The 25462-nt window shown below is 68.1% G+C and carries 27 protein-coding genes and 3 tRNA genes; 15 read left to right on the top strand and 15 right to left on the bottom strand.

Annotated elements, in window-relative coordinates; genetic code table 11:
* Positions 1–681: 681 nt before the first annotated feature.
* Positions 682–764: transfer RNA gene (locus QFZ21_RS12380), tRNA-Leu, on the bottom strand.
* Positions 765–909: 145 nt separating this feature from the next.
* Between QFZ21_RS12380 and QFZ21_RS12385 the strand changes: the two genes are divergently transcribed.
* From QFZ21_RS12385 to pknB, 7 genes are read left to right on the top strand one after another with little or no spacing between them, the layout of a single operon-like run.
* A complete protein-coding gene (locus tag QFZ21_RS12385) occupies positions 910–1629 on the top strand; it encodes a DUF3662 and FHA domain-containing protein (protein ID WP_307378251.1) in 720 nt (239 codons plus the stop codon).
* A gap of 40 nt (positions 1630–1669) precedes the next feature.
* On the top strand, positions 1670–2200 hold the full coding sequence (locus QFZ21_RS12390; protein WP_307378253.1) for an FHA domain-containing protein: 531 nt from the start codon (positions 1670–1672) through the stop codon (positions 2198–2200).
* Positions 2201–2207: 7 nt separating this feature from the next.
* Complete coding sequence (locus QFZ21_RS12395) at positions 2208–3512, top strand: PP2C family serine/threonine-protein phosphatase (protein ID WP_307378255.1); 1305 nt, start codon at positions 2208–2210, stop codon at positions 3510–3512.
* Positions 3509–4894: an FtsW/RodA/SpoVE family cell cycle protein gene (locus QFZ21_RS12400; protein WP_307378257.1), complete on the top strand. Its 1386-nt coding sequence runs from the start codon at positions 3509–3511 to the stop codon at positions 4892–4894. The genes QFZ21_RS12395 and QFZ21_RS12400 overlap by 4 nt, the downstream gene beginning before the upstream one ends.
* Position 4895: 1 nt before the next feature.
* Positions 4896–6350: a penicillin-binding protein 2 gene (locus tag QFZ21_RS12405; RefSeq protein WP_307378259.1), complete on the top strand. Its 1455-nt coding sequence runs from the start codon at positions 4896–4898 to the stop codon at positions 6348–6350.
* Positions 6347–8089, top strand: a complete 1743-nt coding sequence (locus tag QFZ21_RS12410; RefSeq protein ID WP_307378260.1) for a protein kinase — start codon at positions 6347–6349, stop codon at positions 8087–8089. Before QFZ21_RS12405 ends, QFZ21_RS12410 begins: the two co-directional genes overlap by 4 nt.
* A gap of 44 nt (positions 8090–8133) precedes the next feature.
* Positions 8134–9837: a Stk1 family PASTA domain-containing Ser/Thr kinase gene (gene pknB / locus QFZ21_RS12415; RefSeq protein ID WP_307378262.1), complete on the top strand. Its 1704-nt coding sequence runs from the start codon at positions 8134–8136 to the stop codon at positions 9835–9837.
* A gap of 28 nt (positions 9838–9865) precedes the next feature.
* Here pknB and QFZ21_RS12420 read toward each other — a convergent pair whose 3' ends face one another.
* From QFZ21_RS12420 to QFZ21_RS12430, 3 genes are read right to left on the bottom strand one after another with little or no spacing between them, the layout of a single operon-like run.
* Entirely contained in the window at positions 9866–10498 is a 633-nt protein-coding gene (locus tag QFZ21_RS12420; RefSeq protein WP_307378264.1) for an aminodeoxychorismate/anthranilate synthase component II, read from the bottom strand.
* Complete coding sequence (locus QFZ21_RS12425) at positions 10495–10650, bottom strand: hypothetical protein (RefSeq protein WP_307378266.1); 156 nt, start codon at positions 10648–10650, stop codon at positions 10495–10497. The genes QFZ21_RS12420 and QFZ21_RS12425 overlap by 4 nt, the downstream gene beginning before the upstream one ends.
* Before the next feature lie 28 nt (positions 10651–10678).
* Positions 10679–11473, bottom strand: coding sequence for a class E sortase (locus tag QFZ21_RS12430; RefSeq protein WP_307378268.1), 795 nt, complete (start codon positions 11471–11473; stop codon positions 10679–10681).
* Positions 11474–11550: 77 nt separating this feature from the next.
* On the opposite strand from QFZ21_RS12430, the gene QFZ21_RS12435 reads away from it, so the two are divergent.
* Positions 11551–11790, top strand: a complete 240-nt coding sequence (locus QFZ21_RS12435) for a cell division protein CrgA (protein WP_307378270.1) — start codon at positions 11551–11553, stop codon at positions 11788–11790.
* Positions 11791–11959: 169 nt separating this feature from the next.
* Here QFZ21_RS12435 and QFZ21_RS12440 read toward each other — a convergent pair whose 3' ends face one another.
* The gene (locus tag QFZ21_RS12440) at positions 11960–12856 is read right to left on the bottom strand and encodes a rhomboid family intramembrane serine protease (protein WP_307378272.1); all 897 of its coding nucleotides are present in this window, start codon (positions 12854–12856) and stop codon (positions 11960–11962) included.
* A gap of 21 nt (positions 12857–12877) precedes the next feature.
* Positions 12878–13435 (bottom strand): peptidylprolyl isomerase, encoded by a 558-nt coding sequence (locus QFZ21_RS12445; protein ID WP_307378274.1) that lies wholly within the window; start codon positions 13433–13435, stop codon positions 12878–12880.
* 173 nt (positions 13436–13608) lie between these two features.
* Between QFZ21_RS12445 and QFZ21_RS12450 the strand changes: the two genes are divergently transcribed.
* Together QFZ21_RS12450 and QFZ21_RS12455 are read left to right on the top strand one after the other, a co-directional pair.
* Positions 13609–14115, top strand: coding sequence for a DNA helicase (locus tag QFZ21_RS12450; protein ID WP_307378276.1), 507 nt, complete (start codon positions 13609–13611; stop codon positions 14113–14115).
* Between the two features lie 56 nt (positions 14116–14171).
* On the top strand, positions 14172–14633 hold the full coding sequence (locus QFZ21_RS12455; protein ID WP_307381302.1) for an aminoacyl-tRNA deacylase: 462 nt from the start codon (positions 14172–14174) through the stop codon (positions 14631–14633).
* Between the two features lie 32 nt (positions 14634–14665).
* On the opposite strand, the gene QFZ21_RS12460 is transcribed toward QFZ21_RS12455, so the two are convergent.
* Positions 14666–15088, bottom strand: a complete 423-nt coding sequence (locus QFZ21_RS12460; protein WP_307378278.1) for an NUDIX hydrolase — start codon at positions 15086–15088, stop codon at positions 14666–14668.
* Between QFZ21_RS12460 and QFZ21_RS12465 the strand changes: the two genes are divergently transcribed.
* From QFZ21_RS12465 to QFZ21_RS12485, 5 genes are all read left to right on the top strand, one after another.
* The gene (locus QFZ21_RS12465; protein ID WP_307378280.1) at positions 15087–15737 is read left to right on the top strand and encodes a GyrI-like domain-containing protein; all 651 of its coding nucleotides are present in this window, start codon (positions 15087–15089) and stop codon (positions 15735–15737) included. The two genes, QFZ21_RS12460 and QFZ21_RS12465, sit on opposite strands and share 2 nt — an antisense overlap.
* 82 nt (positions 15738–15819) lie before the next feature.
* Positions 15820–16269 carry a hypothetical protein gene (locus QFZ21_RS12470; protein ID WP_307378282.1) on the top strand — a complete coding sequence of 150 codons (450 nt, stop codon included), beginning with the start codon at positions 15820–15822 and terminating at the stop codon, positions 16267–16269.
* A gap of 62 nt (positions 16270–16331) precedes the next feature.
* Complete coding sequence (locus QFZ21_RS12475) at positions 16332–17450, top strand: Xaa-Pro peptidase family protein (RefSeq protein ID WP_307378283.1); 1119 nt, start codon at positions 16332–16334, stop codon at positions 17448–17450.
* Between the two features lie 97 nt (positions 17451–17547).
* Positions 17548–18429 (top strand): lytic polysaccharide monooxygenase, encoded by an 882-nt coding sequence (locus QFZ21_RS12480; protein ID WP_307378285.1) that lies wholly within the window; start codon positions 17548–17550, stop codon positions 18427–18429.
* Positions 18430–18561: 132 nt separating this feature from the next.
* Positions 18562–19074, top strand: a complete 513-nt coding sequence (locus QFZ21_RS12485) for a DUF3253 domain-containing protein (protein ID WP_307378288.1) — start codon at positions 18562–18564, stop codon at positions 19072–19074.
* 48 nt (positions 19075–19122) lie between these two features.
* Here QFZ21_RS12485 and QFZ21_RS12490 read toward each other — a convergent pair.
* The 8 genes from QFZ21_RS12490 to gyrA all read right to left on the bottom strand — a co-directional run bounded on the left by QFZ21_RS12490 (position 19123) and on the right by gyrA (position 25450).
* Positions 19123–19195, bottom strand: a tRNA-Ala gene (locus tag QFZ21_RS12490).
* A gap of 26 nt (positions 19196–19221) precedes the next feature.
* Positions 19222–19295 (bottom strand) — tRNA-Ile (locus tag QFZ21_RS12495).
* An 86-nt stretch (positions 19296–19381) separates the two neighbouring features.
* Positions 19382–20335 (bottom strand): DUF4097 family beta strand repeat-containing protein, encoded by a 954-nt coding sequence (locus QFZ21_RS12500; RefSeq protein ID WP_307378290.1) that lies wholly within the window; start codon positions 20333–20335, stop codon positions 19382–19384.
* On the bottom strand, positions 20332–21021 hold the full coding sequence (locus QFZ21_RS12505) for a response regulator transcription factor (RefSeq protein ID WP_307378292.1): 690 nt from the start codon (positions 21019–21021) through the stop codon (positions 20332–20334). Before QFZ21_RS12505 ends, QFZ21_RS12500 begins: the two co-directional genes overlap by 4 nt.
* Positions 21009–21203: a hypothetical protein gene (locus QFZ21_RS21105; RefSeq protein WP_373426017.1), complete on the bottom strand. Its 195-nt coding sequence runs from the start codon at positions 21201–21203 to the stop codon at positions 21009–21011. Before QFZ21_RS21105 ends, QFZ21_RS12505 begins: the two co-directional genes overlap by 13 nt.
* A 10-nt stretch (positions 21204–21213) precedes the next feature.
* Positions 21214–22278 (bottom strand): histidine kinase, encoded by a 1065-nt coding sequence (locus QFZ21_RS12510; RefSeq protein WP_373426018.1) that lies wholly within the window; start codon positions 22276–22278, stop codon positions 21214–21216.
* A 206-nt stretch (positions 22279–22484) separates the two neighbouring features.
* Complete coding sequence (locus QFZ21_RS12515) at positions 22485–22886, bottom strand: DUF3566 domain-containing protein (RefSeq protein WP_307378294.1); 402 nt, start codon at positions 22884–22886, stop codon at positions 22485–22487.
* A complete protein-coding gene (gene gyrA, locus QFZ21_RS12520; protein ID WP_307378295.1) occupies positions 22883–25450 on the bottom strand; it encodes a DNA gyrase subunit A in 2568 nt (855 codons plus the stop codon). Before gyrA ends, QFZ21_RS12515 begins: the two co-directional genes overlap by 4 nt.
* Positions 25451–25462: the final 12 nt, after the last annotated feature.

The following is a 25462-nucleotide window of genomic DNA, read 5'->3' on the forward strand; positions in this document are numbered from 1 at the left end:
CCGAGCCCGACCGTCGACCACGGGTTCAAGAGGAGACTACCGACGCGCCTCGGACCGCGCCACGGTGGCTTGCCGCGAGTCGCCCGCCGACCGCAACGCAAGAGCCGGTCGGAAACTTCTCCGACCGGCTCCTCTGGATTACGAAACAGATTGCCCTGATTTGACGAACAGGGCCCACTTTGCGCGACGGCGGACTCGAGTCCCCCCGGATCATCGAGGGGCCGCACTCGCGTACAGATAAGAATGAGAGAAGGCCGAACCCTCCGGGCCCGGCCTTCTGTCATTGATCCTGTGCGCGAGGGGGGACTCGAGTCTCTCCGGCGCACTTCACCCGCCGCCTCGTTCCCGACATCGGCGAACGCGGGAGCATCGGGCGGCGCGCGGAGCCTCCGCGCCGGTGGGGTCCTGATTATCGAGGGGCCAACCTCGCGCCTATAACGAAGAAGAGCCAGACCCTCTGGGCCTGGCTCTTCTTCGTTCTGTGCGCGAGGGGGGACTCGAGTCCCTCCGGCGCACTCCACCCGCCGCCTCGATATCGACCTCGGCGAACGCAGGAGCATCAGGCGGCGCGCGGAGCCTCCGCGCCGGTGGGGCCCCGATCATCGAGGGGCCTCACTCGTGCCCAGATAGGAATGACAGAAGGCCGAACCCTCCGGGCCCGGCCTTCTGTCATTCGTTCTGTGCGCGAGGGGGGACTCGAACCCCCACATCCTTTCGAATACTGGCACCTGAAGCCAGCGCGTCTACCATTCCGCCACTCGCGCGAGTGGTCTCGCTCCGAAGAACTCAACTTCCCGAGGATATCACGCGATTTCGGGCGTCTCGCACATGCGAAACTCGTCTTCGGCGGCGTTCCCCCAGGTCACCTGGCTACGATGTCCGTACCGGTCGGCATGCCAGAGGAGCCCAGTGGGACTACTTGACAGCTTTGAGAAGGGTCTCGAGCGCGCTGTGAGCAGCGCGTTCGCGAAGACCTTCCGCAGCGGCATCCAGCCGGTGGAGATCGCTTCGGCGGTCCGTCGTGAAGCCGACACGAAAGCGGCGGTCGTCAGCCGCGATCGCATCATCACGCCCAACAGCTATGTCGTGCGTCTCAGCGCCGACGACGCGGAGCGGATGCGCGGCCTCGGCAGCGCACTGACCGACGAGCTGCACGCTCTCCTCACGAAGCACGCCAAGTCGCAGGGCTACAGCTTCTCCGGCCCGCTCTCGATCACCCTCGAAGCCGACGAGAAGGTCCCGACCGGCACCGTGCGCGTCAGCTCCGGCACGGTCGAGGGTCGCGTCAACTGGCAGGCCGTGATCGACGTCGACGGACGCCGCCACTCGCTCTCCCGCGCCCGCACCGTGATCGGCCGGGGAACGGATGCCGACATCACGATCGCCGACGCCGGATCGAGCCGCAAGCACGCCGAGGTGCTGTGGGACGGCGAGCGCGCCATGATGCGCGACCTGGGCTCCACCAACGGCACGAAGGTCAACGGTCAGAAGCTCCGCGAAGCCGCGCTCCCCACCGACACCACGATCACGATCGGCCGCACCGATCTGGTGTTCCGGATCGTTCCGGTCGCCGCCGCCCCGTCGCGGCCTACCGACGACTCCACCCGCGCGTTCGGAGGCATCGGATGACCCTTCGACAAGCTCAGGGACCCAGCTGGGAGAGCATCCGATGAGCACTCCCAGTGAACTGATCCTCCTGCTGCTGCGCGTCGGCTTCCTGATCGTGCTGTGGTTCTTCGTGTTCGGCGTCGTGTACTCGCTGCGCGCCGATCTCTTCGGTGTGAAGGTGCGCAAGCTCCCCGCCGAGGCGACCGCCGGCGCGGCATCCGCCCCGGCCGCACCTGCGAAACCGGCCGCCGCGAAGCCGGCATCCTCCCGCCCCTCGACTGGCCCCGCGACGGTCGCCACGGCCAAGCGCCTCGTGATCACCTCGGGCCCCAAGGCGGGACTCGAACTCCCTCTCGGCGCGGACTCGCTCACCATCGGCCGCTCCAGCGAGTCGGCGCTCGTCATCCGCGACGACTACACCTCCAGCCACCATGCCCGCCTGATGCTGCGCGGCGACAGCTGGGCCATCCAGGACCTCGACTCCACGAACGGCACCTTCGTCGCCGGCCAGCGGGTCCAGGGCGCACCGGTCAACCTCTCGCTCGGCACCCCGATCAAGGTGGGCGCCACGACCTTCGAGCTGCGAGCCTGACCCCGGCATGGTCTTCGAAGGCTCGAGCGTCGCGATCTCCCACACCGGGAAGGTCCGCTCCAACAACCAGGACTCCGGATACTCCGGAGCGAACCTGTTCGTCGTCGCCGACGGCATGGGCGGCCACGCGGGCGGCGACGTCGCCTCGAGTATCGCGATCCACCGCCTCGAGCCCCTCGACCAGGCCTACCGGTCCACCGAAGACGCCCAGGCCTCGCTGCAGGCGGCGGTGACGACGGCGGCCGGAGACCTCATCCGCGCCGCGAAGGATCGCCCCGAACTCGCCGGCCTCGGCACCACGGTCAGTGCGATCATCATGGTCGACGAGTACGCCGTCATCGGCCACATCGGCGACTCGCGCATCTACCTCTACCGCGACGACGCCGTCACCCAGATCACGGCCGACCACACCTTCGTGCAGCGTCTCGTCGATTCGGGCCGCATCACCCCCGAAGAGGCGCGGTACCACCCCCGCCGTTCGGTGCTCATGCGCGTGCTCAGCGACATGGATTCCGATCCCGAGCTCGACATGTTCGTCATGCACACGCAGCCCGGCGACCGCTGGCTGCTCTGCTCCGACGGACTCTCCGGGGTCGTCGACGAGACCCAGATCCTCAAGGCCATGCAGCTCGGGCTCGCTCCCGGTCGCACCGCCGACATCCTCCTCAAGCGCGCCCTCGACGGCGGCGCCCCCGACAACGTCACCATCGTGCTGGTCGACGTCGGCGGTCAGCATCCCGTGCATTCCGGCACGCCGACCGTCGTCGGGTCGGCCTCGAACCCGTCGGGTGTCTACGTGCCCCCGGTGCGCACCACCCGCGGCAACTGGCTCCACCCGGTGCGCCAGGCGGCCAACGAGCCGAGCCACTTCGAGCCCGCGCCGGAGTACCTCGAGGAGCTCATCGAAGAGGATCGCCGCCGCGCCAAGCGCCGCCGCCTCGGCTGGATCGCCGGGGTTCTCGTCGTGATCGCGATGCTGGCCTTCGCGGCCTTCGCGGCATACAGCTGGACGCAGACCCGCTACTTCATCGGCGCCGACGACGACAGCGTCGTGATCTTCCAGGGCGTGCAGCAGAACATCGGTCCGATCGTGCTGTCCTCCCCCATCGAAGACACCGACATCCTCCTCGCGGACCTCCCGCCGTATCAGCGGGCATCCGTCGAACGCTCGATCTCGGCGCGTTCCCTCGCCGACGCGATGGCGATCGTCGACCGCCTCCGCACGGGCGCCGAGGCGAACGTCATCGAGCAGACGCCGCTCCCCACCCCGGCGCCGAGCCCCAGCGAGACCCCCGCCGGAGGTGACGGATGAGCACCGACGTCACTGCCGACACCAGCGTCATCAAGGCGCTCAAGCGCATCCGGATGCCGCAGACGCAGCGCAACCGGGAGTTCTGGCTGCTGCTCTTCGCCTGCGCGATCAGCGGCGCCTCGCTCACGCTCGTGCAGCTCGGCGCGCTCGGCGTGATCGACCCGGTCGTCCTGGCCATCGGCGGCGGGCTCGCAGTCCTCGCCTTCGCTGTGCACTTCGTGCTGCGCGCGGTGGCATCCGACGCCGATCCGTTCGTCCTCCCGATCGCGACCCTGCTCACCGGGGTCGGCATCGCGATGATCTACCGCATCGACATCGCCAAAGCCAACACCGGCTGGGACGCGTACTCCACCAAGCAGCTCGCATGGACGGCGATCTCCCTCGCCGGCGCCATCGCCGTGGTCATCCTGCTGCGCAACTATCGGATCCTGTTCCGGTACACCTACATCTTCGGCCTCGCCGGCATCCTGCTGCTCCTCCTCCCCTTCGTGCCGGGCCTGCGCATCGACGACGCGAACGCCGCGGTCTGGGTCTCGCTCGGCGGAGCGTTCGCCTTTCAGCCCGGTGAGATCGCGAAGATCTGCCTCGCGATCTTCTTCGCCGGCTACCTGGTGCGCACGCGCGAGAGCCTCACCTCGGTCGGAAAGCGGATCATGGGCATCACTTGGCCGCGCATGCGCGAGCTCGGACCCGTGCTCGTCGTCTGGGTCATCTCGCTCGGCATCATCGTCTTCCAGCGCGACCTCGGCACCGGAACCCTCATCTTCGGCATGTTCGTCGCGATGCTCTACGTCGCCACCGGCAAGACGAGCTGGGTGGTCATCGGCCTGACCCTGGTGCTCGCCGGAGTCGCGCTCGCAACCCAGATCCTCAGCTACGTGCGCGGCCGCTTCATCAATTGGCTGTTCCTCTTCGATGCGAACCAGGTCGACCCCGACGTCGCCGGCTACCAGCCCATGCAGGGTCTGTTCGGCCTCGCTCGCGGGGGTCTCATCGGCACCGGCTGGGGTCAGGGACGTCCCGAGATCACGCCGCTCGCGCACAGCGACTACATCATCACCAGCCTCGGCGAAGAGCTCGGCCTGATCGGACTGTTCGCGATCCTGTGCCTCTACATGGTGTTCGTCAGCCGCGGCATGCGCATCGGCCTCGCGGGTCAGGACGACTTCGGCAAGCTGCTCGCGACCGGCCTCTCGTTCACGATCGCTCTGCAGGTGTTCATCATGGTCGGCGGCGTCACCCGCATCATCCCCCTGACCGGTCTCACGACACCGTTCCTCGCGGCCGGCGGCTCGTCGCTCGTCGCCAACTGGCTCATCGTGGCGCTGCTGCTGCGCATCTCCGACGGCGTCCGCCGCCAGCCGAGGGTGGTGATCGGCTGATATGACGAAGGAACTCCGTCGCCTCAGCATCGTGATGCTGTTCATGTTCATCGCCCTGTTCGCCGCGACCAGCTGGATCCAGGTCGTCGAGGCCGACAGCCTCGCCCAGAACAGCCACAACAAGCGCACGCGCCTCGACAGCTACGAGATCCAGCGCGGCTCGATCATCGTCGACGGCAACGCCAACGCCACCTCGGTGCCCAGCGACGACACCTACAAGTTCCAGCGCGTCTACGAGGATGCGCCGATGTGGGAGCCGGTGACCGGCTACTTCAACGCGGCGCTGAACTCGCAGACCGGCATCGAGCAGGCGATGAACGCCGATCTCTCCGGCACCGGTTCGAACGCGTTCCTCGCCGAGGTCGAGCGCATCCTCTCCGGACAGCCGCAGCGCGGGTTCAGCGTCGAGCTGTCTCTGAACGCTGCGGCGCAGAAGGCGGCCTATGAGGCGCTCGGCGAACTCAAGGGCGCCGTCGTCGCGATCGACCCGAAGACGGGGCGGATCCTCGCGATGGTCTCCACCCCCGGATTCGACACGAACCTGCTCGCCACCCACGACGCGGATGCCGCGAACTCCGTCTACGACGAGCTCCTCGCCGACCCGGACAAGCCGCTGTCGAACCGCGCGATCGCGGGCGACCTGAACCCTCCCGGCTCCACGTTCAAGATCGTCGTCGCTGCCGCCGCCTTCGCGAGCGGTGACTGGACTCCGCAGTCGACGCTGCCGAACCCGGCCCGCTACAAGCTTCCGGGCTCTGAGAACCAGGTCTCCAACGCCTCGGGCACGACCTGCGGGTCAGGGTCCACTGTGACGATCGCCGACGCGGTCCGACTGAGCTGCAACATTCCGATGGCCGAACTGGCCGTCGAACTGGGCGACGAGGCGATCCGCGAGATGGCGGAGAAGTTCGGCTTCAACAAGAGCTTCTCCCTCCCGCTCGAGTCGACGCCGTCGAGCTACCCCGAGGCACTCAACGACCCGCAGACCGCTCTCTCCGGCTTCGGCCAGGGCCAGGTCACCGCGACCCCGCTGCAGATGGCCATGGTGGCAGCCGGCATCGCCAACGACGGCGTCGTGATGAACCCTCAGATGGTGGATGCCGTGATCGGCAACGACCTGTCGGTGGTCCGCGCGTTCGAGGACAGCGAGTTCGGTCGTGCGATGGAACCGGACGTGGCCGACGAGGTCACCGCAGCCATGGTCGCCAGCGTCTCATCCGGCGCAGCGCAGGGTGCAAGAATAGACGGGATCGACGTGGCGGGTAAGACCGGGACGGCAGAGAACGAGAACAGGCCGCACACGCTGTGGTTCACCGGTTTCGCACCGGCGAACGACCCCGCGGTCGCAGTAGCGGTCGTCGTCGAAGACGGCGGCGGACAGGGGCAGTCCGGAAGCGGCGACACCATCGCCTCTCCGATTGCGAAGAAGGTCATAGAGGCGGTGCTGGGCAGATGAGACCGACGCAGGGTGTGTCGTTCGGTGGTCGCTACGAGCTGTTGTCGCGGATTGCGATCGGCGGCATGGGCGAGGTGTGGGAGGCGACGGATCACGTCATCGGACGTACCGTCGCCATCAAGATCCTCAAGGACGAGTACATGGGGGACCCCGGGTTCCTCGAGCGATTCCGAGCCGAGGCTCGGCATGCCGCGCTCGTCAACCACGAGGGCATCGCCAGTGTCTTCGACTACGGCGAGGAGAACGGCAGCGCCTTCCTCGTCATGGAGCTCGTCCCCGGCGAGGCTCTGTCGACCGTGCTCGAGCGCGACGGCGCGCTGAGCGCCGACAAGACGCTCGACATCGTCGCGCAGACGGCGTCCGCCCTGCAGGCCGCCCACGCGGCGGGTCTCGTGCACCGCGACATCAAGCCGGGAAACCTGCTGATCACGCCCGACGGCCGGGTCAAGATCACCGACTTCGGCATCGCCCGCATCGCGGATCAGGTGCCGCTGACCGCGACCGGCCAGGTGATGGGCACCGTGCAGTACCTGTCGCCCGAGCAGGCGTCCGGCCACCCGGCATCCCCCGCGACCGACACCTACTCGCTCGGCATCGTCGCGTACGAGTGCCTGGCGGGCAAGCGCCCGTTCACCGGCGAATCGCAGGTCGCGATCGCGATGGCGCAGATCAACGAGCAGCCTCCGCCGCTGCCGCCGACCGTGCCGATCCCGGTGCAGAACCTCGTCATGGCGATGATCGCCAAGAAGCCGTCGGATCGTCCGTCGTCGTCGGCGACGGTCGCGCGCGCCGCGCAGGCCCTGCGTCGCGGCGACCTGAACTCGGCCGCGATCGCTGTTCCCGCCATCGCGACCGGCGGCATCGCCGGTGATGACGACGCGACGCGGATGCTGTCGGCCACCGGAGACGACGGCGCCACGCGCATCCTTCCCACCACGGCGCAGCTTCCCACCGAGGGTGCCGCGGAGGAGAAGGAGAAGAAGAAGCGCAGCCCATGGACCTGGCCGCTGATCGCGCTGATCGCCCTCCTGGTGATCGTGCTCGTCCCGACGGTGTGGGCACTGACGAACCAGGGCGACGGCAAGGACGCCGACCCCTCGAAGGCGCCGCCCACCAGTGCGTCCTCGACGCCGAGCAGCTCGCCGACGCCGTCCGACACCCCCGAGGAGACCCGCGTCGACGTGACGACGCTCAACCTCAAGGGCATGGACTGCAACACCGCGACCGCCACCCTGAAGGATGCCGGATTCACGAGCATCACGTGCGTGGACGGCGACCCGGCTCCCACTGACGCCGAAGTGGGCCAGGTGTACAACTTCGCGCCCTCCGGCAACGTCGAGACGGCCACGCCGATCCAGCTCACCGTGTACGCGGCCCGCGCGGCGCTGCCGACTCCGACCGACACCCCGACGATCACCGGTGACCCCGCCGCCGGCAGCACCGTCACGATCGCGTGGGGCGCCGGATTCACCTGCCCGAGCGGCACGACGCTCTCCGGCTACGTGGTGTCTCTGCAGAACGGCACGTTCGTGTCGGGCGGGCCGAACTTCCAGCCCACCCAGCGCAACACGCAGATCCAGATCGCGAACGCCGAAGGCCAGCAGCTCATCGTCACCTACCAGGGCACCTGCTCGGGTGGCGATCAGCGCACGTCGAACGCGTCTCCCCCGCTCTCGATCGCGATCACCGCGCCGGCGGACCCCGGCGAGGGTGACGGCGGCGGGGAGACCGACGGGTAGCCTTGATCCAGCTCAGTCACTGTCGTTGCAAGGGGGGTTAGTCCGTGTCCACAGAGCCACGCGTTCTCGCGGGTCGTTACCGCGTCGACGAGCTCATCGGGCACGGCGGCATGGCGAAGGTGTACCGCGGGCATGACTTGACGCTCGGCCGTGAGGTCGCGATCAAGATCCTCGATCCCGACCTGGCCCGCGACACGGCGTTCCGCACCCGGTTCCGGCTCGAGGCGCAGGCCGCCTCGCGCATGTCGCATCCGTCGATCGTCCGCGTCTTCGACGCCGGCGATCCGTCCGCACCCTCCGCAGGAGGAGTCGCGTCCGACACGGAGCCACCGTACATCGTGATGGAGCTCATCAGAGGCACCCTTCTGAAGGACATCATCGCCCGGGGCCCCGTGCCCGTGGAAGATGCGGTGCGCTACGTCGACGGCATCCTCGAGGCGCTCGACTACTCGCATCGGGCGGGCGTCGTGCACCGCGACATCAAGCCGGGCAACGTCATGGTCACCGACAAGGGCCAGGTCAAGGTGATGGACTTCGGCATCGCCCGCGCGGTGTCCGACTCCTCCTCCACCGTGGCCGAGACGACGCAGATCATCGGCACCGCCGCGTACTTCTCGCCGGAGCAGGCCAAGGGCGAACCCGTCGATGCGCGTGCCGACCTCTACTCCACAGGCGTCGTGCTCTACGAGCTGCTCACGGGGCGTCAGCCGTTCCGTGGGGAGTCTCCGGTCGCCGTCGCCTACCAGCACGTCAGCGAGACACCGGTCGCGCCGACCGAGGTGAACGAAGACGCCCCGGGCGCGCTCGACCCGATCGTGCTGCGGGCTCTCGCGAAGGATCCCTATCAGCGGTTCCCGGATGCCGCGCACTTCCGGGCCGCGCTCGACTCGGCTCTCACGGGCGCCGCGCCGACCCGCAAGCAGGTCGGCGCGCTGACCAGTGAGCTCTACGGGCCCAGCCCGCGGCAGGCGCAGGAGACGGCGCGGTCACTGCGCCAGCTCAGCACCGACACCACGATGTCCCGCACGCAGTCCGGCCCGCCGGTCGCATGGATCTGGGCCGGTGTCGCTCTGCTCGCCGTGCTGCTCGCCTCGGTCCTGTTCTGGGTGTACACGATCAGCCTCCAGCCGTCCGAGGTGCCCAGCACGTCTCGCACCATCCCCGATCTCGTGAACGTCTCGGCCGAGCGCGCCCAGGACGAACTCGCCGAGCTCGACCTGACCGCCACGCTCATCGTCGAGGCGAGCTCCGACATCGCCGACGGCAACGTGATCCGCACGGATCCCGGAGTCGGTGTGGCGGTCGAGGAGGGCGACGCGGTCACCGTGTACGTCTCCTCGGGTGCGGAGACGGTGACCGTCCCGAAGCTCGAAGGCATGTCGCTCGTCAACGCCAAGAAGGCGCTGGCGGATGCCGGACTCGAACTCGGTACCGTCATCGAGCGCAACGACAAGGAACTCGCGGCCGACACCGTGATCTCGGCGAGCGAGAAAGCCGACGACGAAGTGGCCCCGAAGACCGTGATCAATCTGGTCGTCGCGAGCGGGAAGGTGACGCTCACCGATCTCTCCGGCTGGACGGTGGATGCCGCGACCACGAACCTCACCGATCTCGGCCTCACGGCGAGCCCGGAGGAGCAGGCGGACTGCCCGGCCACCGATCCGCCGACAGTCGACTCGATGTCGGTCGCACCCGGCGATGTGGCGATCGGCTCGACCGTCGGGCTGAGGTTCTGCACCGGGGAGTAGATCCCAGGCCCGCCCCACCTGCCGCCTGTCAGCGGGAGAGCGGATGCAACCGCTCGGAGAGCACGACCGCATCGGTGTCGCCGCAGAGCTCGAGCCAGTTCGCCAGCAGTCGGTAGCCGCCCTCGGTGAGCACGCTCTCGGGGTGGAACTGCACCCCGAGTATCGGCAGGTCACGGTGCGCCAGCGCCATGACCGTCCCGGTGCCGGTCCACGCGGTCACCGTGACGTCGGCGGGAAGAGCGGATGCCGGCAGCGCGAGCGAGTGGTACCGCCCGGCTTCGAACGGCGAGGGGATGCCGGCGAACAGCGCCGAGCCGTCGTGGGTCACCGCCGAGACCATGCCGTGCATGAGCTCCGGGGCTTCACCGACGGGTGTGCCGAACGCCTCGCCGATCGCCTGATGCCCGAGGCACACCCCGAGCAGCGGGATGCGCAGCCGGGCGGCCACGCGAACCGCGTCGAGCGATGCGCCCGCTTCACCGGGCGTGCCGGGACCCGGGGAAAGCAGCACCGCGTCGTAGTCAGGGAGAAGACGCTCCAGCTCGGCGGCATCCGTCGTGTCCGACTCGATCATGGTGGTCTCGGCGCCGAGCTCGCGCAGGTAGCCGACCAGGGTGTGCACGAAGCTGTCGTGGTTGTCGACCACGAGAACTCGCGTCATTCGACGTCGACTTCGCCCGGCGTGATGATCGGGCTGACCCAGGGGAAGACGTACCAGAACAGTCCGTAGAGCACGGCGGCGATGACCACGAGCACGATGAGCAGGCGCAGCCACCAGGGGCCGGGCAGCAGGCGCCAGATTGCGGCGTACATCAGACTTCTCTCTCGTCGGTGCGCATGACTACACGGAGGGTGCGGCCGGGGGCGGCGGCGGATCAGTCAGCGCGGCGGGCGGTCCCTCCGCGCGCGGCTGGAAGCTCTCGAACACGCCGTAGGCGACGATGCGCTCGGCGAGCGAGTACAGCGGCGAGCAGGCCGTCAGGGTGATGTACCGCTCTCCGGTCTGCTGCTCGGGCATCTGCGGCACGTCGGCGAGCACGTCGGTCTGCGAGGGCTTGACGTACTCGAGCGTCCGGAAGCGATAGGTGAACCACCCGTCGGGCGTCTCCACGACGATCGCGTCGTTCAGCTGGAGCTTGTCGAGCTGGTTGAAGGGCTTGCCCCAGGTCGTGCGGTGGCCGGCCATCGAGAAGTTGCCGACCTCGCCGGGCATCTTCGAGTCGGTGTAGACGCCGATGCCCTTCTGATCGAGGGTCCGGGCGCGGCTCGTGCCGCCGTAGATGCCGTAGTTGTAGCCGGCACCGAAGCGGGGGATGTGCATCTGTCCCAGTTGCTCCGCGTCGGCGGGCACCTTCGGGATGACGGGCTCGTAGTAGGTCGCGCCGTCGTCGGCCTCCACCAGCGGCGGCGGTTCCGGCGCAGGCCCTCTTGCCCACTCCTCGGAGATCGCCGCGCCTTCATCGTTCTTCTGTGCGCTGATGATGATGTCGCCGATCCACATCTGCCACGCCACGAACAGCAGCACGAGCACGCCGGCGGTGAGGAGCAGTTCGCCGAGCACGCTCGCGAAGGTCGCGCGGGATCGCGGACGCTCGCGTCGGGGACGACGCCCCCCAGGCGCGACGGATGCAGTCATGGCGTGATCCTATCGCTCGCAGCTGGTCGCTGGACGAAGGTATGGGTGCGCAGAGGCCTCATGGGTAGAATGTCGGAATGGCCCGTGAGCGTAGAACCGAAGAACCCGTCGTCGAGCGCGCCGAAGGCGACGCCGCTCCCAACGCCGTATGGTTCAAGCCCGTGATGATCGGCTTCATGCTGCTCGGTCTCGCGTGGATCCTGGTCTTCTACATCTCCGGCATGCAGTTCCCGATCCCGGGACTCGACAACTGGAACCTGGCCATCGGCCTCGGCATCGCCCTGATCGGCTTCCTGATGACCACGCGCTGGCGCTGACCCAGCTCCGCTTCTTTGAAGGCCCCTCGCTCAGCGGGGGGCCTTTCTTCTTGCCCACACGGGGTCGGATGCCGGTCGTCGCAAAGTTATCCACAGGTTTGTGCACAGCCTGGGGAGAATTACACCGGTGTTATTCACAGGGGTCGAAAACCCTGTTAACAAGTGGCGATCAGGCCAAAATGATGAGCGGTGGCACGAAGGCGACGAGGATGAGCAGCGCGACGGTGACGACCGCGAGCAGGACGATCTGCCAGACACGTTGCTCGCGCCGCTTCGTGCGCGTGAAGATGAAGGCGATCAGCGCGCCGATGACCGCGCCCCCGAGGTGGGCCTGCCAGGCGATGTTCCGCAGGAAGAACCCCAGGGCGAAGTTGACGCCGAGGATCACGAGCAGCCCCGTGACGTTCGCGCCGATGTGCCGTCCGACGATGAGGAGCGCGGCCATCAAGCCGAAGATCGCTCCGGATGCCCCCACCGTCGAGGTCTCGGGCGCGATGACGGCGACCGCGACGGAACCACCCAGTCCGCTGATCAGGTACAGCGCGATGAAACGCGCGCGACCGAGCAGGGGTTCGAGGTTCTGCCCCAGCATCCACAGGGCGAGCATGTTCAGCGCCAGGTGGAAGAAGCCGCCGTGCACGAACATCGCGGTGAGCAGACGCCACGGTTCGAACGGGAGGAGCGAGAGGTCGGGATAGAGGTAGGCGGCGTTGAAGGCAAGCGCCTGCCTGATGGGACCGTCGAGTCCGGGGATGAGCTGCACCAGGCCGATGAACGAGGTCACCGCAAGCAGCACATAGGTGACGATGGGCTTGCCGCCGCGGGTCATCGCCATGGCGGCGCCGGAGCTCCGGCCTCCCCATCGACGCTCCGCCTTCTTCTGCGCGGGGGTGCGGTTCTTGCGCTCGGCCTTCATGCACTCGGGGCAGATCACCCCGACGGGTGCGGGCGTCTGGCACTCTCCGCAGATCGTGCGCAGACACCGCTGGCAGAGCACGAAGCTCTGCCGATCCGGATGCCGGTAGCAGAAGTTGTCGCGGTTGTCCGCGAACTCAGGCGTCGTCATCCGGATCGGCCGCAGCTGTCGTCAGGCCGCGACGATGTCGATCGACTGCAGCACGACCGGCTCGACCGGACGGTCGCCCGCAGCGGTCGGGACGGCGGCGATCGCGTCGACGACGGCGCGAGAGGCGTCGTCCGCGACCTCGCCGAAGATCGTGTGCTTGCCCTGAAGCCACGGCGTCGGGTCAGTGGTGATGAAGAACTGCGAGCCGTTGGTGCCCTCGGGCTTGCCGGTGATGGCGTTGCGACGGAGGCCGGCGTTCGCCATCGCGAGGATGTACGGCTTGTTGAAGTCGAGCTCCATGTTGATCTCGTCGTCGAAGTTGTAGCCGGGGCCTCCGACGCCCTGTCCGAGCGGGTCGCCGCCCTGGATCATGAAGTTCGGGATGATGCGGTGGAAGATGACGTCCTTGTACAGCGCGCCCTCGCCCGGCTTGCCGGTGGCGGGGTGCGTCCACTCCTGGGTGCCGTCGGCGAGGCCGACGAAGTTCTTGACCGTCTTCGGGGCGTGGTCGCCGAAGAGGTTGATGACGATGTCACCGTGGTTGGTGTGCAGGGTTGCGACGTGGGAAGCGTGGGCCATGCCTCCATTCTCTCAGAGCTTCCGGGGAGTTCGCCCGTCGTGACCGCCGCGAGAGGGCGGCAGGCACCGTACATCGCGTGTCGGAAGTTTGCAAGGGTTCGTGATTTCCCGACCCCCGCCCAGCCTCTTCTGGCAAGATGGGGAACCCGCACTGCAATGGACAGGAGAACATCGTGAGCCTCAGCCGCAAGCGGAAGAAGCAACTGCGTCGTCTGCAGAAGGACGCCACCCAGCTCTGGGAGTCGCAGCAGGAAGTCGTCGGCCACGCCGCCGATGTCGCTCGCGAGGCCAGCCGTCAGCTCGGTGACCTCGGTCGCGAGCAGGTGCTCCCTGTCGTTCAGGACACGTACAACCGTCGTCTCGCCCCGGTCGTCGACCGCGGTGTGAGGATCGGTCGCCACGTCGTCGACGACAAGGTCGTCCCCATCGTCGGTGGTGTCGTGGGCAGTGCCCTCACCGCCTGGGACTTCGCGAACGCCAAGCGTCACGGCACCGCGGTCCCCGCGCCCCGTGGTGCGTTCGGCAAGAAGCAGAAGTCCGGACCGGGCCTCGGTTCCGTCGTCGCGATCATCCTCGGCGCCGCCGCCGCGGTCGGCGTGCTCTACGCCGCGTGGCAGGCGCTCCGCGCTGACGACGAGCTCTGGGTTGCAGACGACCCGCTCTCTGCTCCCGACGCGTGACCGCATCTGATCTCCCCTCCGTCGCCCCTGGTGCCGGAGGGGATCAGCATGTCCGGGTGCGGGAGGCCGCCGCAGCGCGCGGCCTGACCATCGACATCCAGCAGCGACCTGCGGCGAACAGTCTGTTCGAGGCGGCCGAGCTGCTCGGCATCCCCCCATCGAGCATCGTGAAGACGCTCGTCGTGAAGCGGTCCGATGACACTTATCTGTTCGCCCTCATCCCGGGTGGCCGGTCGATCTCGTGGCCGAAGCTTCGCACCCTGGTGGGCGTGAACAAGCTACGCCTGCCGGAACCCGAGCTGGCACTCGCCGCCACCGGGTACGAACGCGGCACCATCGTGCCGATCGGCAGCACCACCGACTGGCCGATCTACGCCGATGAGTCGATCGTGGGTCAGCGCATCGCGATGGGTGCGGGGGCGCACGGCTTCAGTCTGTTCGTCGAGGCCGACGACCTGATCGCGGCATACGGCGCGACAGTCGCCGACATCTCCGTCCCCGAGCAGCCGCGCGCCTGACGCAACCCGGGGTCGCTGAGCTTGACGAAGCGTCAGGCGAGGCCGGCCATGCGGATCGCGATGTCGACGAGCTTGACTCGCTGCAGATCGGCCACCGCCTTCAGGGGGAACCACTCCGCCATGTCGGTGGAACCCTCGGTCTCGAAGCGCAGCTTGCCGCCGGTGACCTCGGCGCGGTAGAGGATGCGCAGCGTGTGCAGCGGAACGGCGGCCTTCTGCACGCGCCGCCCGGCGGGAATCACCCGGGAGTGGATGCCGAGGAGCTCGCCGACCTTGACCGTGTAGCCGGTCTCTTCGCGGAGCTCGCGCCGCACGGCATCCTCCGGGTCCTCGCCGGGCTCCAGCCCGCCGCCCGGCATGGTCCAGGCCACGCGCCGCCCCTCGGTCCAGCGCGCGAGCAGCAGCCGCCCGCCGTCATCGGTGACGACTGCGTATGCCGCGACACGCAGATCCATGCGACTCACACTATCCGCAGCGCGGCATCCTGCTGTTCGTCGATCACACCAGTCGCGTGCCGCCGAGGTGGGTCTCGCGCACAATGGTCTCTCCGATTCCGCTCGGTGGCAGGCACTGGACGGCGTCTCGCCGGAGCGGGATCATGGGCAGATGGTCTTCGAAGTCGTCGACGGTCCCCGTATCGAGCGCCGAAGCTCGGTGCCGACCGTCGGCATCCGTCTGGTCACTCCGTTCCGCGGCATGCTCGCAACTCGCGATCGCCTCCTCGCCGAGCTCTTCTCGTGGCTGGACGACCGCGGTGTGCAGGCCGAAGGCCCGTTCTACCTGCGGCTGCATGTGGTCGACATGGCGGCCGACATGGACATCGAGGTCGGCGTGGCCGGCGTGGTCGCAGAGGGCGCCGGGCGAGTGACGGCCGGGACGATGCCGGCCGGCGAGTACGCGATCCTCGCCTATCGCGGCAGCTCGCTGCAGGCGAATCGGATGCTGCTCGGCTGGGTCGACGACTCGGAGCGGAGCTTCGACGCCAACCCGGCATCCGGTGCCTGGGCCGGCCGGTACGAGATCCTCCGCACCGACCCACGCGTCGAGCGGCGCAAGACCGCGTGGACGACGGAGCTGGCGTTCCTCCTCGCGGCATACGGATGATCGGTCAGGAATCGAGAAGCCGGCGCGGTGACGCCTCCCTACGCTGAAGAACAGCATCCGGACACGAACGAGAGGAACGGTCATGGCTGAGGACACGAAGAACTTCACCGCCGAAGAGCGCGAGGCCATGCAGGCCGCAGCGAAGGAAGCGAAGGCGAAGCGCTCGCGGGCGAAGAAGACGCCGGAGGAGCAGCGCGCCGCCGGTGAGGCCGACCTGATGGAGGCGATCGCGAAGCTGCCTGACGAGAACGACAAGAAGCTGGCCACGAGCCTGCACGAGCTGGTCATGGAGGTCGCCCCCGACCTCATGCCGCGCACCTATTACGGCATGCCGGGCTGGGGCAAGGACGGCAAGGTCCTGTGCTTCTTCCAGCCGGCGAGCAAGTTCAAGGTGCGCTACGGCACCTTCGGCTTCGAGCCGATCTCGAACCTCGACGACGGCACCATGTGGCCGACCGCCTACGCGGTGCTGGAACTGACATCTGCGAACAGGAAGCTCCTCTCGGAGCGGATTCGTCTCGCGATCAGCTGACCGGAGGGGGTCCGGCTGGAAGGGCGGAGACAGCGTCGGAATCGCGCAGTAGCGTGGACGCCGTGAGCATCCTGCCGTTCCCCTCTGCCGTGTACGCCGCCCGCCTCGAACACGCTGTCGCCCTGGCGACGGATGCCGGTCTCGACGCGATCATCGTCGGTCCCGGCCCGGATCTGCAGTACCTCGTCGGCGTCGAAGGCGACACCATCGAACGCCTGACCGCGTTGGTGCTCGGCCCCGGCATCGCGCCGACGATCATCGTGCCGCGCATGGAGCTCGCGAAGGTGCGGTCGACGGCCGTCGGCGAACTCGGCCTCGGCGTGAGCGACTGGGTCGACGGGGAGGACCCATACGACCTGGTCGCCGCGGCGGTCGGCGCGGTCGCGCGACTCGGAGTCTCGGATGCGCTCCCGGCTCTGCACGTGATCCCGATCGGTGAGCGCTTCGGCATGCGGCTCGAGCTCGCCACCCCGGTGCTGCGCGAAGGACGGATGATCAAGGACGCCACCGAGATCGCCGAGCTCCGTCGCGCGGGCGAGGCGATCGACCGCGTGCACCGCGGCGTGCCGGGCTGGTTGCGTGCCGGACGCACCGAACGCGAGGTCGCCGCCGACATCGCCGAAGCGATCGTGGCGGAGGGCCACCACACGGTCGAGTTCGTGATCGTCGGCTCCGGCCCGAACGGCGCCGACCCGCACCACGAGGTCTCCGACCGGGTCATCGAAGACGGCGACATCGTCGTGGTCGACATCGGGGGAGCCGTGCCGACGGGCTACAACTCCGACAGCACGCGCACCTACGTCGTCGGCACTCCCGATCCGGTGGCGGCTGAGCGGATCGCGGTGCTCGTGCGGGCGCAGCAGGCCGCCGTCGACGCGGTGCGGCCTGGCGTGACGGCATCCGCCGTGGATGCGGCGGCGCGTACGGTGCTCGCCGACGCGGGCCTGGGAGACGCATTCCTGCACCGTACCGGCCACGGCATCGGAGTCTCGGTGCACGAGGAGCCATACATCGCACCGGGCAACGACCTGGTGCTGCGCGAGGGCATGGCGTTCAGCATCGAGCCGGGGATCTACTTCGCCGGCCAGTGGGGCGCGCGCATCGAGGACATCGTGGTGGTCACGGCTGCCGGCTGCGAGCGACTCAACGTGGCGCCTCACGAGCTGGTGGTCGCGGGCTGAGTCTCCCGCGGACCGATCCGTGGGCCTTTCATGACGCGACAACCAGCATTCCGGGTCGATCATGGTCGGGGTGCAGAAATGTCGTAGGAATGGATGCATGACATCTCTTTCCAGAACCGGATTCGCCGCGCTCGGGGTGGTGGCCCTCGCCGCCGCCGGCATGCTCGTGGCCCCCGCATCCCCCGCATCCGCCCATGGTTATGTCGGCGGCACTTCATCGTCGCTCATCTCGCGCGCGGCCTGGACGGCGAACGCCGACCGCGGCGCGGTGCAGTACGAGCCGCAGAGCCTCGAGGCGCCGAAGGGCTTCCCGGCGGCGGGGCCCGCCGACGGAAAGCTCGCGTCGGCTGGCGGACTCTTCGGCGGCACCCTCGATGAGCAGTCGTCGACGCGATGGGCCAAGAACGTCGTGCAAGCGGGACCGGTGCAGGTCGCGTGGTCGCTGACCGCCGGGCACCGCACCTCCGAGTGGCGCTACTTCATCACGAAGCAGGGCTGGGACCAGAACGATGAGCTCGAGCGTGCCGACCTCGAGCCGCTGACGAGCTTCGACGGGGGCGGGGCGATCCCCGCCGTTCCGACCGTGCACACGCTGAACATCCCGGCCGACCACAAGGGATACCACGTGATCTACGCGGTCTGGGACATCGCCGACACGCAGAACGCGTTCTACAACACCATCGACATCGACATCCGCGGCGGGGGAGCAGTGGACCCGGTCGACCCCGTCGACCCGGTGGACCCGATCGATCCGGTGGACCCGGTCGACCCGGTCGATCCGGTCGATCCGGTCGATCCGGTCGAGGGGATCGCGCCGTGGTCCGCGACAGGCGTGTACTCCATCGGAGACCTCGTGCAGCATCAGGGCACCGTCTACCGCGCTGTGCAGTCGCATCGCGGATGGGGTGACGCGTCGTGGATCACCGCCCTGTCACTCTGGGAGCCGACAACCGCCACCGAGCACACCCACACCCATTGACCGTTCCGGTCGCGAAAAGGCACTTATCCTGGCGACGGATGCCTGCCTTATCGCGACCGGAACGAAGACGAGACTGCTGCGCCATTCGTCAAGACCCTTCGCCGGCGGCGGGAGCCGGACCAGACTGCACTCATGACGACGACCGAACGCGGATCCGGGACCGACGAGGGACCGGAGCGCACGGCCGACGGCCACCACATCACCGTGAACGGACGCCGTTGGCGCGCGACAGACCCGGCGATCCCCGACACCTTCCGCCAGGAGCTCGTCGACGAGCTGATGGCGGCGCGGCGTGCGGTGAAGTCCGACGAGCCTGATGCGCGCCGGCGGGTGCACGACGCGAAGACCGCACTCGGCGAGCGCGGTGCACCCTGGTGGGAGGAGCCGACGGATGCCGCGTTCGAGGAACGAGCCGCGGCGGCGATGCGTGCTCTCACCCGCAAGCGGAGCGAGTCATCGATCTGCCCGAGCGACGTGGCGCGTGCGATCGGCGGCGAGTCATGGCGATCGCGGATGGACGATGTGCGCCGGGTCGCCGCCGACCTCGCCGCGCGCGACGAGGTCGTCGTGACGCAGAAGGGCGAACCGGTACGGATCGAGGAGGCACGCGGCCCGGTGCGGATCATCCGCGGTCCCGCGCTCTGAGGCGGATACGACGGAGGCCCCGAACGATGCGGGGCCTCCGTGAAACTGTGGAGCCTAGGAGATTCGAACTCCTGACATCCTGCTTGCAAAGCAGGCGCTCTACCAACTGAGCTAAGGCCCCGTGAGGGTTTTTCTTGAGTTGCAGGGTGGGGCTACCAGGACTTGAACCTGGGACCTCTTCATTATCAGTGAAGCGCTCTAACCGCCTGAGCTATAGCCCCGTCAACCTCCAAGACTTTACCGGAGAAAGGCGGAAAATCCGAATCGAGCGCGGGGGCTCACGTGCAGCCCCCGCGCTCGGGTCCGGTCAGTTCCCCGGGCGGATGTTCACGCTTCCCGCGGAGAGACTCACATCGATCGACCGCTTCCCGGTTCCGGACTGCTCGATCTTCGCGTCGAGGGATCCGGCGCTGATGTCCTGCGTCAAGGTATAGCCGACGTCGGGCACCGTCAGATCGAGGGATCCGGCGCTGACATCGATGGTCGTCGTCGACGGCGGCGTGCCCGTCAGCTCGACATCGAGCGATCCCGCCGAGACTCCGAGCACGGCATCGTCGACGCCGTCGAGCAGGACATCGGCGCGACCGGCGTTCATCTGCATGTCGAGGCTGTCCGCCGATCCGTTCACGTCGAGAGACCCGGCACTGACCTCGACATCGAGGTGACCGTAGTCGCCTTCGACCTCGAGACTCCCCGCATCGAGGTTGAGGTCGCCGTCGAGCCCCTCTCCGCTCAAGCTCTCGGGCAGGGTGAGCACGGCGATCTCCTCGTCGCCGAACCAGTTGCCGAACCACCAGCCCCACGACGACTCCGGGCCGTGCACGACCAGCTCGTCACCCTCGCGCTCGAACGTCCACGCAGGGCCTCGCGCGTTCGTGATCGAGAGTTCCGCCTCGTCGACGTCGCCGAACTCGATGCGCATGTTGCTGCCGTCGACATCCAGGTCGATCGTGTCGATGCCGTCGACCTCGACCGTCTGCACGGCGTCGGGACGGCCGGCGCCCATGAGGTTGCCGGTCGCCGCCAGCGCCGCAGTGCCACCGGAGCCCACGAGAGCGATGCCGCCGACCACGGCCGTGACGATCATGATGGCATTCACGCCGGACGATCGCGGGGCAGCGTCGGGACCCGCGGTGCGCGACGTCTCGACCGGCTCGGCGGTCCAGGGATCGGCATCCGGCGTCGCCGACGCAGCGGCGTCGGCGGGCGGGGGAGTGAGCGGAGTGTGACCGCCCGCGAAGTCGTTCTGTTCGTTCGTCATCGTGACGCTCCTGTCGGGCCGGCCGGCGGGGTGGGCCCGCCGGTGTTCTCGATGTGGGCGAGGGCTGCGAGCACGCGACGGTTACCCGACTCGCCCTGCTCGAACCCCAGCTTCTGGAAGATGGAGGTGATGTGCTTCTCGACGCTCGCCTCGGAGAGGAAGAGCAGCCCGGCGATCGCCTGGTTCGACTTGCCCTCCGCGATCAGCGCCAGCACCGTGCGCTCGCGCTCGGTGAGCCGCAGCATCCGATCGTCACGGTTCCGCCGCGTGAGCAGCTGGGCGACGACCTCGGGGTCGAGCACCGTGGCGCCTTCGGAGATCCGCTGCACCGAGGCGAGGAACTCGGCGACATCCGCGACACGATCCTTGAGCAGGTAGCCGAGCGGGCCGCCCTGCGCCGCGATCAGGTCCGACGCGTAGCGCTCCTCGACGTACTGAGAGAGAACCAGGATCGCGAGCGACGGATGCGTCTGCCGCAGGCCGAGCGCCGCGCGGATGCCCTCGTCCGTGAAGGTCGGGGGGAGCCGCACGTCGAGGATGCAGAGCTCGGGATCGGTCTCTGTGACCGCGTCGCCGAGTCCCGTCGTGTCGGGAAGCGCGGCCACCACCTGGTGACCGGCATCTTCGAGGAGCCGGACGAGGCCTTCGCGCAGCAGGACGGAGTCCTCGCAGATCAGGATGCGCATGGCACGTTCACCTCCAGCGACGTCGGTCCGCCGACGGGGCTGTCGAGACGGAACGTGCCGCCGGCAGCGAGGGTGCGGTTCGCGATGCCGTCGAGGCCGCCGCCGGGCTGCACCTGTGCGCCGCCCATCCCGTTGTCCTCGACGCGAGCCCAGAGCACGTTGCCCTCTCGAAGTCGCACCATCACGCGAGCCTCACTGGCCCGGGAGTGCTTCGCCGCATTGGTGAGCGACTCCGCGATGGCGAAGTACACGGCGGCTTCCGCCTCGCGGCTGCAGCGCCCATCCATGCGCACGTCGAGATGCACGGGGATGTGGGAGCGGCCGGCGAGGGCGGAGAGCGCCGCATCCAGACCGCGGTCGTCGAGCACCGAGGCGTGGATGCCGCGGGCGAGCTGGCGCAGTTCGGTGATGGCCGCCTTCGTGGAGGTGTGCGCCTCCGCGATGAGCTCCTTCGCGGCATCCGGATCGTTGTCGATCTCTCTGCTGGGCGAGGCCGAGGGTCATGCCGACCGAGACCAGTCGCGGCTGCACGCCGTCATGCAGGTCGCGTTCGATGCGGGTGCGCTCGACATCTGCCGCCCGCACCGCTCCGGCCCGCTGCGCGGTCGTCGTGCGGACGCGCTCGGTCAGCTCGGCCTCCCGGCTGCGGACCACGATGGCGAGGGACAGAGTGCGGTGCAGCAGGGCGAGACCGAAGATCCCGAACCCGGATGCCGCGATGCCGAGGATGCCGACCAGCGGTGCCCACTCGACGGCGATTCCTCCGCCGCCGAAGGGACCCATCACGAACTCCGCCCCGGTGAACGGTGCGAAGGCGATGAAGGCCGACCAGACGAAGCTCCACGCGAGGCGGAGGACGATCCATCCGAGGATCGCGGCGATGGCGAAGTTCGCGACCGCCCGCCACATGCGTCCGTCGATCGCCTGGCGACCGAGTGAACGCAGCCAGCCGACGAAGCCGGGGCGCTCGCGGGGACGCAGCCGCAGCGGCGCGATCGGCGTGCGGTAGAGCGCTCCGATCCGTGCGACCTCGAACCAGCCGACTCCGAACAGCGCATAGACCAGGCCGACGAGCAGGACGACGCCGATACCCGCGGCGAAGAGAAGACCGAGGCCGGTGCCGAGAAGGCCGCCGAGGGTGGTGAAGATGAAGCCGCCGATAACGCCGACGCCTGCGAGATGCAGGATCGTGAGGAAGACGCGCAGCGGCGGCTTCGCGGCCACGGCCGTCGGCGGGGGCGCAGTGTGTGTCGTCATGGTTCCAAGGTACGCACGCGTCCCCCGCGCCGACACGGAGTCATCCGGACACCTGCGTTCGGGTTTTCCCGAACGCCCTCTGGCGTTTCGAATCGCTTGAATGGGGAGTTTCGGGGCCTTGGGACACCCATTTGCGCGATTCGAAAGCCGAGGAGGGAACGACGAAGGGGCGGATGCCGCAGCATCCGCCCCTTCGAGGAGTCAGGTCAGTTCGACATGAAGCCGACCAGCAGTCCGCCGGTCACCTTCACGGCAAGGTTGTAGATACCGGCGATCACGGCGCCGAGAACGGTGAAGACGATCAGGTTGAGGATCGCGACGACGGCGGCGAAAGCCATCACCTGCGGCAGGCCGACGACCTCGGTGAGCACGATGGTGCCATCCGAGAACTTGGCCACGAATTCACTGGCCGACGCCATGATCGTCGCCTGGAGCACCAGGAAGATCAGGAAGAACGAGACCATGGTGACGACCGCGAGGGCGACCGCTCCGAGGAACGACAGCTTCACCGCCGACCAGAAGTCCACGTACACCAGACGCAGGCGGACCTGCTTGCCGCCGGTCTTCCGTGTGGACTTCTTCGCCAGCTTGTCGGCTACCGTGCTCATTCGTCCGTGCTTTCCTCAGGGGTCTGTGTCGTCTCGGGGGCTTCGGCTGCGGATTCCGCATCCACCTCCGCCGATTCCTCTTCCTCGGCGAGGCCCCGCTCGCCATTGCGGGCGATGGCGAGGATCCGGTCGGCTTCCGACGTCCGTGCGAACACCACTCCCATGGTGTCTCGGCCCTTGGCGGGCACCTCGGCCACGGCAGAGCGTACCACCTTGCCGCTGGACAGAACCACCAAGACCTCGTCGTCCTCCGAGACGATCAGACCGCCCGCGAGGGTGCCCCGATCGTCGTTCAGCTTGGCGACCTTGATGCCCGTTCCGCCGCGTCCCTGCACGCGATACTCCTCCACGGCGGTGCGCTTCGCGTACCCCGCGTCGGTGACGATGAACACGAATTTTCCGGGTGCGGCGAAGGATGCCGAGAGCAGGCTGTCGCCCTCGATCTTGAACTTCATGCCCCGCACGCCGGCCGTCGCGCGACCCATCGGACGGAGGGCCGCGTCGGTCGCCTCGAACCGCACGGACATGCCGCGGCGGCTGATGAGGAGGATGTCGTCGGATGCATCGACCAGCAGTGCGCTGACCAGCTCATCCTCGTCGTTCAGACGGATCGCGATGACGCCGCCCTGACGGTTGGTGTCGTACGCGTCGAGGCGCGTCTTCTTCACCAGGCCCTCGCGGGTCGCGAGTACCAGGTACTCGGCGACGGCGTAGTCGCGGATGTCGAGCACCTGCGCGATGCTCTCGTCGGGCTGCAGCGCCAGCAGGTTCGCGACGTGCGTGCCCTTCGCGTCGCGTCCGGCCTCGGGCACCTCGTAGGTCTTCGCGCGATACACGCGGCCCTTGTCGGTGAAGAACAGCAGCCAGTGGTGCGTCGTCGTGACGAAGAAGTGCTCGACGATGTCGTCCGCCCGCAGCTGCGCGCCCTTGATGCCCTTGCCACCGCGGTGCTGCGAGCGGTAGTTGTCGCTGCGCGTGCGCTTGATGTAGCCGTCGCGCGTGACGGTGACGACCATCTCCTCCTCGGCGATGAGGTCTTCCATCGAGACGTCGCCGTCGAAGCCGTGCAGGATGTGCGTGCGGCGCTCGTCTCCGAAGCGGTCGACGATCGCCGTGAGCTCCTCGCGGATGATCGTGCGCTGACGCCCCTCGTCGGCGAGGATCGCCTTGTAGTCGGTGATCTGCGCCTCGAGCTCGGTCGCCTGATCGATGATCTTCTGGCGCTCGAGGGCGGCCAGACGACGCAGCTGCATCTGCAGGATCGCGTCGGCCTGGATCTCGTCGATGTCGAGGAGCTTCTGCAAACCCTCGTTCGCCTCCTGCGTGGTCTGCGATCGGCGGATGAGCGCGATGACCTCGTCGAGCGCGTCGAGCGCCTTGAGGTAGCCGCGCAGGATGTGCATGCGCTTCTCGGCCTCGTTGAGGCGGTACTGCGTACGCCGGACGATGACCTCGATCTGGTGGGTGATCCAGTACGAGACGAAGCCGTCGATCGCGAGTGTGCGGGGCACGCCGTCGACGATCGCGAGCATGTTCGCGCCGAAGTTCTCCTGCAGCTGTGTGTGCTTGTACAGGTTGTTCAGCACGACCTTGGCGACGGCATCCCGCTTGAGCACGACGACCAGGCGCTGGCCCGTACGGTCGGACGACTCATCGCGGATGTCGGCGATGCCGGTGATCTTGCCGTCACGGGCGAGGTCGCCGATCTTCACCGCCACGTTGTCGGGATTGACCTGGTACGGCAGCTCGGTGATCACGAGGCACGTGCGTCCCTGGATCTCCTCGACGCCGACGACCGCGCGCATCGTGATCGAGCCACGACCCGTGCGGTACGCCTCCTGGATGCCCTTGGTGCCGAGGATCTGCGCGCCGGTCGGGAAGTCCGGGCCCGGGATGCGCTGGATCAGTCCTTCGAGCAGCTCCTCGCGCGAGATGTTCGCGTTGTCGAGCGCCCAGAGCGCGGCCTCCGACACCTCGCGCAGGTTGTGCGGCGGGATGTTGGTGGCCATACCGACCGCAATACCGACCGAGCCGTTGACGAGCAGGTTCGGGAAGCGCGCCGGGAGGACCGTCGGCTCCTGGGTCTGACCGTCGTAGTTGTCCTGGAAGTCGACGGTGTCTTCTTCGATGTCGCGCACCATCTCGAGCGCGAGCGGGGCCATCTTGGTCTCGGTGTAACGCGGGGCCGCAGCACCCATGTTGCCGGGCGAACCGAAGTTGCCCTGGCCGAGGGCCAGCGGGTAGCGCAGGGACCACGGCTGCACGAGACGCACGAGCGCGTCGTAGATCGCCGAGTCGCCGTGCGGGTGGTACTGACCCATGACCTCGCCGACCACACGGGCGCACTTCGAGAACGACTTGTCGGGGCGGAACCCGCCGTCGTACATGCCGTAGATCACGCGGCGGTGCACGGGCTTGAGACCATCGCGGACGTCGGGCAGGGCACGGCCGACGATGACGGCCATCGCATAGTCGAGATAGCTGCGCTGCATCTCCGACTGCAGGTCGACCTGGTCGATCTTGCCGTGGTCGTGCGCCGGCTCGGGGCGTTCTTCTTCAGTCATGAGTCATTTCCT

The organism is Microbacterium sp. W4I20 (genome assembly GCF_030816505.1).
In the GTDB taxonomy this organism is placed as follows: domain Bacteria; phylum Actinomycetota; class Actinomycetes; order Actinomycetales; family Microbacteriaceae; genus Microbacterium.

What these genes read in the sequence shown, in the direction of transcription:
- QFZ21_RS12460 (WP_307378278.1), bottom strand. Translation starts at nt 15,088, where the DNA reads ATGGATCTGCGTGTCGCGGCATACGCAGTCGTCACCGATGACGGCGGG.
- QFZ21_RS12400 (WP_307378257.1), top strand. Translation starts at nt 3,509, where the DNA reads ATGAGCACCGACGTCACTGCCGACACCAGCGTCATCAAGGCGCTCAAG.
- QFZ21_RS12435 (WP_307378270.1), top strand. Translation starts at nt 11,551, where the DNA reads ATGGCCCGTGAGCGTAGAACCGAAGAACCCGTCGTCGAGCGCGCCGAA.
- QFZ21_RS21105 (WP_373426017.1), bottom strand. Translation starts at nt 21,203, where the DNA reads ATGGTGCGACTTCGAGAGGGCAACGTGCTCTGGGCTCGCGTCGAGGAC.
- QFZ21_RS12405 (WP_307378259.1), top strand. Translation starts at nt 4,896, where the DNA reads ATGACGAAGGAACTCCGTCGCCTCAGCATCGTGATGCTGTTCATGTTC.
- QFZ21_RS12470 (WP_307378282.1), top strand. Translation starts at nt 15,820, where the DNA reads ATGGCTGAGGACACGAAGAACTTCACCGCCGAAGAGCGCGAGGCCATG.
- QFZ21_RS12510 (WP_373426018.1), bottom strand. Translation starts at nt 22,278, where the DNA reads ATGACGACACACACTGCGCCCCCGCCGACGGCCGTGGCCGCGAAGCCG.
- QFZ21_RS12440 (WP_307378272.1), bottom strand. Translation starts at nt 12,856, where the DNA reads ATGACGACGCCTGAGTTCGCGGACAACCGCGACAACTTCTGCTACCGG.
- QFZ21_RS12465 (WP_307378280.1), top strand. Translation starts at nt 15,087, where the DNA reads ATGCGACTCACACTATCCGCAGCGCGGCATCCTGCTGTTCGTCGATCA.
- QFZ21_RS12515 (WP_307378294.1), bottom strand. Translation starts at nt 22,886, where the DNA reads ATGAGCACGGTAGCCGACAAGCTGGCGAAGAAGTCCACACGGAAGACC.
- QFZ21_RS12425 (WP_307378266.1), bottom strand. Translation starts at nt 10,650, where the DNA reads ATGTACGCCGCAATCTGGCGCCTGCTGCCCGGCCCCTGGTGGCTGCGC.
- QFZ21_RS12485 (WP_307378288.1), top strand. Translation starts at nt 18,562, where the DNA reads ATGACGACGACCGAACGCGGATCCGGGACCGACGAGGGACCGGAGCGC.
- QFZ21_RS12430 (WP_307378268.1), bottom strand. Translation starts at nt 11,473, where the DNA reads ATGACTGCATCCGTCGCGCCTGGGGGGCGTCGTCCCCGACGCGAGCGT.
- QFZ21_RS12390 (WP_307378253.1), top strand. Translation starts at nt 1,670, where the DNA reads ATGAGCACTCCCAGTGAACTGATCCTCCTGCTGCTGCGCGTCGGCTTC.
- QFZ21_RS12395 (WP_307378255.1), top strand. Translation starts at nt 2,208, where the DNA reads ATGGTCTTCGAAGGCTCGAGCGTCGCGATCTCCCACACCGGGAAGGTC.
- QFZ21_RS12445 (WP_307378274.1), bottom strand. Translation starts at nt 13,435, where the DNA reads ATGGCCCACGCTTCCCACGTCGCAACCCTGCACACCAACCACGGTGAC.
- QFZ21_RS12420 (WP_307378264.1), bottom strand. Translation starts at nt 10,498, where the DNA reads ATGACGCGAGTTCTCGTGGTCGACAACCACGACAGCTTCGTGCACACC.
- QFZ21_RS12500 (WP_307378290.1), bottom strand. Translation starts at nt 20,335, where the DNA reads ATGACGAACGAACAGAACGACTTCGCGGGCGGTCACACTCCGCTCACT.
- QFZ21_RS12505 (WP_307378292.1), bottom strand. Translation starts at nt 21,021, where the DNA reads ATGCGCATCCTGATCTGCGAGGACTCCGTCCTGCTGCGCGAAGGCCTC.
- gyrA (WP_307378295.1), bottom strand. Translation starts at nt 25,450, where the DNA reads ATGACTGAAGAAGAACGCCCCGAGCCGGCGCACGACCACGGCAAGATC.
- QFZ21_RS12410 (WP_307378260.1), top strand. Translation starts at nt 6,347, where the DNA reads ATGAGACCGACGCAGGGTGTGTCGTTCGGTGGTCGCTACGAGCTGTTG.
- QFZ21_RS12480 (WP_307378285.1), top strand. Translation starts at nt 17,548, where the DNA reads ATGACATCTCTTTCCAGAACCGGATTCGCCGCGCTCGGGGTGGTGGCC.